The sequence below is a fragment of the Ursidibacter arcticus genome, from assembly GCF_009761375.1.
Lineage (GTDB): Bacteria > Pseudomonadota > Gammaproteobacteria > Enterobacterales > Pasteurellaceae > Ursidibacter > Ursidibacter arcticus.
On the sequence record NZ_LEKM01000060.1, the window covers coordinates 1 to 1,482 of the forward strand.

Sequence of the window (1,482 nt, forward strand, 5' to 3'; positions counted from 1 at the left end):
TTGCCCTGTTGGTGTGGTTGCTGCAACCGCTGTACCAGGTTGTTCCGCTGACTGCTGAGAATTAGATTGTGCTTTTTCCGCTGCGTTATTTGAAAGTACCCAATTATTACCTTCTTGATTTAAGCGATAGCGGTAAGCACCAGCATCGACATAATCTTTACCCAACAGAGTAAATTTTGCTGTACCTGTTGCTGTTTCTACAAGTGTTACTCTACCGTTAGCCGCATTTGGCTCATTACCAGAATCGCGAATATTTAAACCAAACGAACCGCTATCTGAACCTTTTACGATGATTTTGTCAGATTGTTGGTTGGCGAGATCGGTACTGAGAGTAAAATTACCTTCACCAGATAAATTTCCTAAAATATTGAATGTACTGAATTTATATGAATTGGAGCCAATCTGAACTATATATTGAGCATTGGGGTTTACAGTTACATCTGCATTTTTTAATGTAAGATCTGTGACATCCGGTGAACCGATATAATAATTATCCCCAAGAATCCAAGATGAATTTTCTAAAGAGACATTGAAAGTATCATCAATGATGCCATTTTTATTCGATAATAATTGCACAGAACCACGTAAGGTTGAATCTTTAGCTGCAATATTGATATTTTCAATTAATTGCTTAGTTTTTTCTTGATATCCTGAAGCTGGAGGTAATTCAGTAGAACGAAATAACGTATCTCGCTCTAATGAACTATTAGCTGTTAATGTTATATCCACATCTGCTTGTTCAACTTCTTTTGTGAGATCCCAGGTACTATCTATTCCTCCTAGAAATGAGGAATTAATAAGTTCAACACTTGATTTTCCTTCTCCAATTGTTAGAAAGTCAGGATATGCTCTAACATTCGTGCTAGTCACATTCTCAAGAATAATTTTTCCATTATTTTCTGTTGCAATATAACTATCTGCTCTTGCATCTAAATCAAAAATACTATTTTTAACAATTGCAGTTCCATTTGTTACTGATAATGCAGCTGAAGCTTTTCCAACAGAATCACCTATTTTCTGCATACGTAGAGTACTATTTTGTACAGTCAAATTACCATTATTTACTCTCACATTAAATTGTGAAGAACTTGTAGGTTTTGCATTGATGATGGAATTTTCAACATTTACGGCTGCATTATCAAGAGACAATACTGAATTAAAAGAAGGTGTTCCCCAATTTTTACTAGCACCGCTAATAGATTCTATATTGCTATTTTTTATCGTTATATTAGAAGAATCTATTCTTAAACTATCAATATTTGATGATGTGGTTAAACTATCTAATATAAGATTATCGCTATTGGAAATTGCTAATAATCGATAATCATCTTGCTCCATAGGAGTATTAATTGTGCAATTTTTCAAAACCTTATTGTTTTGTTGATTTATATGCCCAGCTTTACATTCTAATTCCTGTGTATAACCAACAGGTAATAACCCACCACTTAGAAATAAAGCAATATAAAGTGGTGATAATTTTCC

1 protein-coding gene is annotated in these 1,482 nt (G+C 33.8%); it reads right to left on the reverse strand.

Annotated elements, in window-relative coordinates; all coding sequences use genetic code 11:
• The coding region (locus A1D25_RS01745; RefSeq protein WP_157394004.1) for a pertactin-like passenger domain-containing protein at positions 1 to 1,482 on the reverse strand (1,482 nt) is incomplete at both ends.